The sequence below is a fragment of the Rothia sp. HMSC071B01 genome, from assembly GCF_001808945.1.
Taxonomy (GTDB): domain Bacteria; phylum Actinomycetota; class Actinomycetes; order Actinomycetales; family Micrococcaceae; genus Rothia.
The window spans coordinates 503886-511505 of record NZ_KV795070.1; the positions used below are offsets into that span (position 1 = coordinate 503886).

Below are 7620 nucleotides of genomic sequence, written 5' to 3' on the forward strand. Positions count from 1 at the left end.
CCGCGTTAACGGCGCAAGCCCCGCCGCGCCTCCGGGTTCGTTCCATAAAACGAACCGAAGCCACAGCGGGGCTTGTACTTTATCTAAGAAACTTCTTTATCTAAGAAGCTTAGATCACGATGTTCACGAGCTTAGGCGCACGCACAATCACCTTGCGGATCTCGGCGTCACCAATCGAACGCTGAACAGCGGCATCGGCCAGAGCCAGCTCCTGAAGCTCCTGCTCGGAAATATCCTTCGCAACCTCCAGACGAGCCTTGACCTTGCCCTTAATCTGCACGATAGCGGTGACGGTGTCATCCACCAGCAGAGCCGGGTCAACCTCGGGGAAGCCCGCGGTCAGAACCGGGGTGTCGTGGCCGAGAGCGTGCCACATGTCCTCAGCGGTGTAAGGTGCGTACAGAGACAGCAGAATCGCGATAGTCTCAGCAGCCTTACGGACAGCCGGGTCAGCCGCACCAGCACCGGAGTCAATAGCCTTACGGGTAGCGTTCACAAGCTCCATGGTCTTAGCAACAACCACGTTGAACTTGCCATTATCCAGCAGGCCCTGAACCTCGTGCACGGTGCGAGCAATCAGCTTCTGCAGCTCCAGGTCACCGGTGGTTGCGTCAACGCCGGGTTCGCTGGTGACGTCCTGAGCCACACGCCATGCGCGAGCCAGGAACTTCTGCGAACCGGACGGGGAAACATCCGCCCAGTCCACGTCATCCTCGGGCGGGGACGCGAAAATCATGGTGGTGCGGATAGCGTCCACACCGAACTTGTCGAGCTGCTCACCCAGGTTCACGCCGTTACCCAGCGACTTGGACATCGCCTTACCGCCGTTGAGCACCTGACCCTGGTTCATGAGCGCCTTGAACGGCTCATCGTGCTTGATCAGACCCAGGTCGCGAACAACCTTGGTGAAGAAGCGTGCGTACAGCAGGTGCAGAATAGCGTGCTCCACACCGCCAACGTACATGTCGACGGCACCCCACTCGCTCATAGCCTGCGGGTCGAAGGGGCCTTCATCGAAGTTCGGGGAAACGTAACGCAGGAAGTACCAGGAGGAATCCACGAAGGTGTCCATGGTGTCCGAGTCACGGCGAGCCTGCTTGCCACACTCGGGGCAAGGCACAATCGCCCAGTCATCGGCAGCAGCAAGAGGCGACTGGCCCTTAGGAGCCAGCTGCTCACCGCGCAGGTTATCGGGCAGCAGCACCGGCAGCTGATCCTCAGGAACCAGAACCTCGCCACAATCCTCACAGTGAATCACGGGGATGGGGGTACCCCAGAAACGCTGGCGGGACAGCAGCCAGTCACGCAGACGGTAAATGACCTTACCCTCACCGGTGCCGGCAGCCTCAACCAGCTCAATAGCCTTAGCGAGCGCCTCAGCCTTCGGCAGGCCGGTCAGCTCACCGGAGTTGATGAGCACGCCGTCACCAGCTGCGGCAACACCGCTGGTAGCCGGGTCCTCAGCACCCTCAACGTCCAGAACCTTCACGATGGGCAGGTCGAACTTCAGGGCGAACTCAAGGTCGCGCTGATCGTGCGCGGGCACAGCCATAATCGCGCCGGTACCGTAGTCAGCGAGCACGTAGTCAGAAGCCCAGACGGGCAGCTTCGCGCCGGTCAGCGGGTTAATTGCGTAGCGGCCGGTGAACACGCCGGTCTTCTCGCGGTCGGAGGACTGGCGGTCAATATCGCTCAGTGCCTTAATGTCTTCACGGTACTGCTCCAGGGCAGCCTTGTGCTCGGGTGCCACAATCTGCTCGGCGAACGCCGCATCCGCCGCAACCACGATGAAGGTTGCGCCGTACAGGGTATCCGGGCGGGTGGTGAACACGGTGAAGGACTCAGCAGCCTGGTCCTCGGTCGCCTCAATCTCGAAGCGCACCTCAGCACCCTCGGAGCGGCCAATCCAGTTGCGCTGCATGAGCAGAACACGGTCGGGCCACTTGCCTTCCAGCTGCTCCATGTCGTCCAGCAGCTGCTGCGCGTAATCAGTGATCTTGAAGTACCACTGGTTCAGCGACTTCTTAGTCACGGTAGTACCGCAACGCTCACACGCACCGTTCACAACCTGCTCGTTCGCGAGCACGGTCTGGTCCTTGGGGCACCAGTTGACCATGGAGTCCTTACGGTACGCCAGGCCCTTCTTGTAGAACTGCTCGAACAGCCACTGAGTCCACTTGTAGTACTCGGGGTCCGAAGTGTGCAGGCGGCGGCTCCAGTCAGCGGCAATAGCGTAGCGCTTGAAGGACTCAGCCTGAGTCTCAATGTTCTTGTACGTCCACTCCTTGGGGTGAGTGTCGTTCTTAATGGCTGCGTTCTCGGCGGGCAGGCCGAAGGAGTCCCAGCCAATCGGGTGCAGAACATCGTAGCCGCACTGCTTGAAGTAGCGGGCGTTCATGTCACCAATAGCGAATGCCTCCGCGTGACCCATGTGAAGGTCACCGGAGGGGTACGGGAACATATCCAGCACATACTTGCGGCCCTTGGGGGCGTCACCGGTGGGCTGGAAAACCTTCGTTTCGTCCCAGTAGGGGCGCCACTTGGCTTCCATAGCGCGGAAGTCGTACGCATTTTCGTTGCGTTCGGTCTCTACCTGAGCAGACACAGCGATTCCTTAAATAAAGACAGGTTGATAAAAACTTAACCCTCCAAGTGTAACGCGAAACCCGCACCGCGCCAGAGTTGAGGCCGCCTCGACTACCAAATGGACGGCACCACCCACCCGACCACCTGCGCAATCACACGCCCAACCACCGATGCGTCAGGCGGGGTTCAGAGCCCTTTCAGGCTTCTCCCCTAGAATTAAGAACGGGACTTTGCCGTCCCAGTACCCAACCCGCGAAAGGTACCCATGACCTCCACCGTTACCCCGGACTCCCCCAACACCTCAGTTCTTGAGGGCGTGCCCGGCCCGCTCATTCCCGGTACCCGCCACGACGCCCTCATTGGTGACAGCGCGCAGGCGGTCATGACCCGCTACTGGCAGTACGGCAAAGGCATGAACGACGGCACCTTCCCCGAAGGCTCCTACCCCGTGCTGCTCGTGCACGGCTTCCGCGGCGACCACCACGGCCTGGAAATCATCGCGAACTACCTGCTGAAGCTCATCCCGAACGTCAGCATCATCAGCCCCGACCTGCCCGGCTTTGGCCGCTCCGCAGACCTGCCCGAAAACGCCCAGAGCGCAGACATTCAGGGCAAAAACAGCCAGGGCGCAGACACTCAGGGCGGAGACAACATCAACGCGTACGTGGCGTGGCTAAACGACTTTGTGGAACACACTAACCCCGCCCGCGAGGATGCACAGCCCCTACCGTTGCACCTGGTCGGCCACTCCTTCGGTTCCATCGTCACCAGCGCCTTCGCCGCCGCACACCCGAACTCGCTCGCACTGCTCTCGCTCATCAACCCGATTAGCGAACCCGCCCTCGAAGGTAGCCAGCGCGTCGCCTCCCGCCTCGCCTCCCTCTACTACCGCGCCGGCGCGGCACTCCCCGAAAAAATCGGCTACCCGCTGCTGCGCTCGCAACTGATTACCCGCGCCTCCAGCGAAGTCATGATGCGCACCAAAGACAAGGCAATGCGCCGCTTCATCAACGGCCAGCACGCCGCCTACTTCGGCTCCTTCGGCTCCCGCCGCGGAGTGCTCAGCGCCTACGAAGCGTCCATTACGCACACCGCCGCCGAATACGCCGCCGCAATTCGGGTGCCGGTGCAGATGCTCGTCGCCGAAGACGACGACCTGGGCACCCCCGAAACAGCTCGCGCCATGTACGCGACGCTGACCTCCCGCGACCTGCCTGATTCCTCGACCGGCGCCCGCGAGCGCCTGGACATGATCCCCGAAGTCGGGCACCTCATCCACTACGAAACCCCTCGCCGCGCCGCGGAACTCATCGCCGATTTCGCCGCCGACCACTCGGGGCACGAGAAGTAAGGAACCAATATGAAACTCATGATTGACGCCCGATACACCCGTATCGGCTTCCACGACGGCATCAGCCGCTACACAGCGTCCCTGCTGGGCGCGCTCAAAACCCTCATTGACACCGGTGACGAAGCCGCCACCGACCTCGACCTGACCATGATTATTAGCGACGAGCGTCAGCTGGAGATGCTGCCGGATTTGCCGCACGTGAAAATCAGCTCGCCCACCGGCCCGCTCGAACCGACCGCCGCCCTGCAGTTGAACAAGTACGCGCCGGACGTGGTGTTCTCCCCCATGCAGACCATCGGCTCCACCGGACGCAAATTCAAGCTGATTCTCACCCTGCACGACCTGATCTACTACTCGCACCCGACCCCGCCCGGGTTCCTGCCCGCACCGGTGCGCGTGGGCTGGCGACTCTTCCACAAGACCTACACTCCGCAGCGCTTCCTGCTCAACCACGGCGACGCGGTCGTGACTGTTTCTGAGTCGACTGCCTCACTGATTCGTGAGCACGAGCTGACCATCAAGCCGCTGTTCGTGGTGCCCAACGCCCCGCAGCCCGGCAGCGTCGTCTCCCGCCAGACCGCGCTGGAACGCGCCACCACCCGCGAAGAGCAGCCCGTCAAGCACCTGGTGTACATGGGTTCGTTCATGCCGTACAAGAACGTAGAAACCTTGCTGCTAGCGATGCGTTCCCTGCCGGATTACCGCCTGCACCTGCTGTCGAAGATGCCACCGCAGCGCCTGGTGCAGCTCACCGACGAACGCCTCATCGGTGAGAACGTGGAGGTACACAACGGCGTGAGTGACGAGGAGTACCAGCAGCTGCTCCGCCAGGCGCACGCCCTGGTGACTGCCTCCCGCGAGGAGGGTTACGGCCTGCCCGTGGTTGAGGCGCAGGCTGCCGGTTGCCCCGCGGTGATTAGTGACATCCCGATTTTCCGTGAGATTGCGCCGCACGCCGTGTTCGCGCCGGTTGACGGTGCCCCGGAGGCGCACGCCGCCGACTGGGTCAAGGCAATCCGCTCCCTGGAGGACACCGCCGTTCGCGAGCGCGTCATCATTGATGGTCTGTCGGATGTGCGCCGCTACTCCTGGCGCGACTCGGCACTCAAACTGCTGGAGGTCGTGCGCGGGCTCTAATGCGTGCGCGGCTTATACGACGCGGCGCTAGATACAGATAGATACAGGAATGCCGCCGCACTCCCCCGAAATTCGGGAGGGTGCGGCGGCATTCTCATATCCAAAACATCCTGATAATTGGTGTAGTTTTAGGAAAATATCCTAATGAGTGCCTGATATTGCACTTATATATCGCAATCTCAAAATCAGAATTTACAGAAGAATACTAACAACCATTACACTCAGAAAAGTAATAGAAACTGAAATAATAAATCCAAAGAGTAAATTAAAAACTAGATCACTCTTCCATGACCATGTACCTACACCAGGGTCACGTAATACAGCTCCAGTCTTCTGCATCCAGATTAACAAAGCCGACCCTAATAAATTAGGAATAAGAACCATCATCCCTACACTAACGATAGTTAAAATATCTCGATACCCAAATATACCCATCAAAGTAGCAAGCTCCCCTAGTATCAGAGCAGACAGGAAAACATAGGGCTTGTGGGAATACTTTTTAAATAAATATTTTGAACTATCGAATGCAACTGAGGATATGTGCTGAACAATTCTTTTTCTAACATACCGATTCACATCCCTCAACCTATTATTCACCACGGCATTAACCTCACCGAAATACGATGCAACCCCATGCCCCAACACCCCGCTGGGAACGATAGAACTCTCTACTTTATTCCCATAAAAGAACACAGCAGAGTTTCCGACCGGATCCCAAAGATGTGAATACCTATAAAATTCAAAACTTTTAAGGTGACATTCCTGAATTTTGAAAAAATGAGAATAGTCTAACTTTATAGCAAGGAGCAATAAAAGCAAAATTAAATGGATTCCAATGTTCAAAATCCAAAATTGCGTCTCGATGATAAAATAATGATTTTCAAGAGGTGAATTTATAAATTCTACCAAGTCATGACCATGAGCCCATCGCTCATAAAACTTCCACAGGTCTATTGCAATTCCAACCCAAGCAAAAAATAACAATACAGCCAGAATGAAAGCAGAAACAGCTGAAAAACCTGCTAAAACAATAGACCATATACTGGAAATTTTTCCATCGCTAGTAGTCTTTTTTAAATTCCCAGCAAGCGAAACCAGACCTTGCCCTCCACCTATACTGACGAGGTGGATTTTTTTACCGTTAAGCTCCCTCTCTAAGATTTTCAAAGAATTGTAGGAAAGGTACTCTCCCATTGAGTGTGCAATGATTACAACTTTATCACTTTTTTTCGCAAGATTGTAAATATGTCCTTTAACTCTTTCTATATACTCATTTTCTTCCCCTGACGACACATACTCTGCTGATAAATTAATTTGATTCCATAGATATGACACATAATCCGCGCAATATTTACAGAATAGAAATATCAATAAAACTGCCACAAGAATTGAAACCCCTATACAATAGGGCACGACAGAAGGATTAGAGATAATACGATAAATATCATTCCTGTATGCATATACAACAGGAATTACTACAAATACAGCGATAGGAAAAATTAGGACCTTAAGCGCATCTCTACTAAATATTCTCCTAAATAATTCCCATGGGCTACTTTCCTGAAGTTTCGGGAGTGAAAATATCAGTGAAATATAAAGAAGAATAACAATCGCTCTCACTATTTCGTCAACTACCGAAGGCTCACCGGTGTTTGCATTTTTATTAAAAACATTCATGAAAAATAAAAATAGATAAACTATACTAAGCATAGTAGCAAATACAGTAAGTTTTTTGTTACACATTTTCTCTATCGCTGACAAGCTAAGGAAATAAATAATCCAAAAAATACACTGAATAGCATTAACAATCCATGTAAAAAGCGATTTCAACATGTTCATAAAAAGTGAAAATGAACAAACAGCACCAAGCAAGGTAGAAAATGTAATGAGTTTTTTGTTGCACACCTTCTCTATTGCTGACAAACCAAGAAAATAAATAATCCAAAAAATACACTGAATAGCATTAACAATCCAGACAAAAAACGCTTTCGGTGCGGAGGTTGAGCCACCTCCCACTTTCTTCTGGTTGCTAGGCTGGAAATTGTTCCAGTGTGACTCTTGAAAAAGGATACTTTTAGAGGAATTATCTCTTGAAACTATAGTAATTGCAGAGTTGTCGTTGACACTTATTTCATTTAATGAAATATTCTGAGACTTCAACTCATCTATAATTGGATAATACATTCCTTTGAATGTTTCTCCACGACGTTGTTTACCAATTCCATGAACAAAGAGAACACCCAAATCATATTTTTTATTACTTTGACTAGATTGAGTAACTTGAGCCTGAGAATCTTGAATATTTTCCCCTATATTTGTTTCCCTCAGTTGGATAAATGGTTGTTCCTCAACGATGTCGCTAGATTGTTTCGCTGCTTCCTGAGAACCTGATGAATTCTGTGGCGAGTCTTCTGCCATAGTCTTCCTCCTTGAAACTAGATGTACGTGTGTCGTCATACCATGGCACTGACCTCCTGCGGTCAGCCTCACCCATTATATAAAAATGTGAAGCAAAAACTGCCATAAAGCCTTGTCCCCCCCCCCCC

Annotated in this window: 4 protein-coding genes; 2 read left to right on the top strand and 2 right to left on the bottom strand. The window is 53.7% G+C overall.

The window, feature by feature from the left end; all coding sequences use genetic code 11:
* Positions 1-109: 109 nt before the first annotated feature.
* Positions 110-2611 carry a leucine--tRNA ligase gene (leuS, locus tag HMPREF2527_RS03570; protein ID WP_371440207.1) on the bottom strand — a complete coding sequence of 834 codons (2502 nt, stop codon included), beginning with the start codon at positions 2609-2611 and terminating at the stop codon, positions 110-112.
* A gap of 240 nt (positions 2612-2851) precedes the next feature.
* On the opposite strand from leuS, the gene HMPREF2527_RS03575 reads away from it, so the two are divergent.
* Together HMPREF2527_RS03575 and HMPREF2527_RS03580 are read left to right on the top strand one after the other, a co-directional pair.
* On the top strand, positions 2852-3937 hold the full coding sequence (locus HMPREF2527_RS03575; protein ID WP_070506379.1) for an alpha/beta fold hydrolase: 1086 nt from the start codon (positions 2852-2854) through the stop codon (positions 3935-3937).
* 9 nt (positions 3938-3946) lie between these two features.
* On the top strand, positions 3947-5074 hold the full coding sequence (locus HMPREF2527_RS03580) for a glycosyltransferase family 4 protein (RefSeq protein ID WP_070506381.1): 1128 nt from the start codon (positions 3947-3949) through the stop codon (positions 5072-5074).
* Between the two features lie 192 nt (positions 5075-5266).
* On the opposite strand, the gene HMPREF2527_RS03585 is transcribed toward HMPREF2527_RS03580, so the two are convergent.
* Positions 5267-7492, bottom strand: a complete 2226-nt coding sequence (locus HMPREF2527_RS03585; RefSeq protein WP_070506384.1) for a hypothetical protein — start codon at positions 7490-7492, stop codon at positions 5267-5269.
* Positions 7493-7620: the final 128 nt, after the last annotated feature.

Coding starts and splice junctions, on each gene's coding strand:
- HMPREF2527_RS03575 (WP_070506379.1), top strand. CDS start 2,852: ATGACCTCCACCGTTACCCCGGACTCCCCCAACACCTCAGTTCTTGAG.
- HMPREF2527_RS03580 (WP_070506381.1), top strand. CDS start 3,947: ATGAAACTCATGATTGACGCCCGATACACCCGTATCGGCTTCCACGAC.
- HMPREF2527_RS03585 (WP_070506384.1), bottom strand. CDS start 7,492: ATGGCAGAAGACTCGCCACAGAATTCATCAGGTTCTCAGGAAGCAGCG.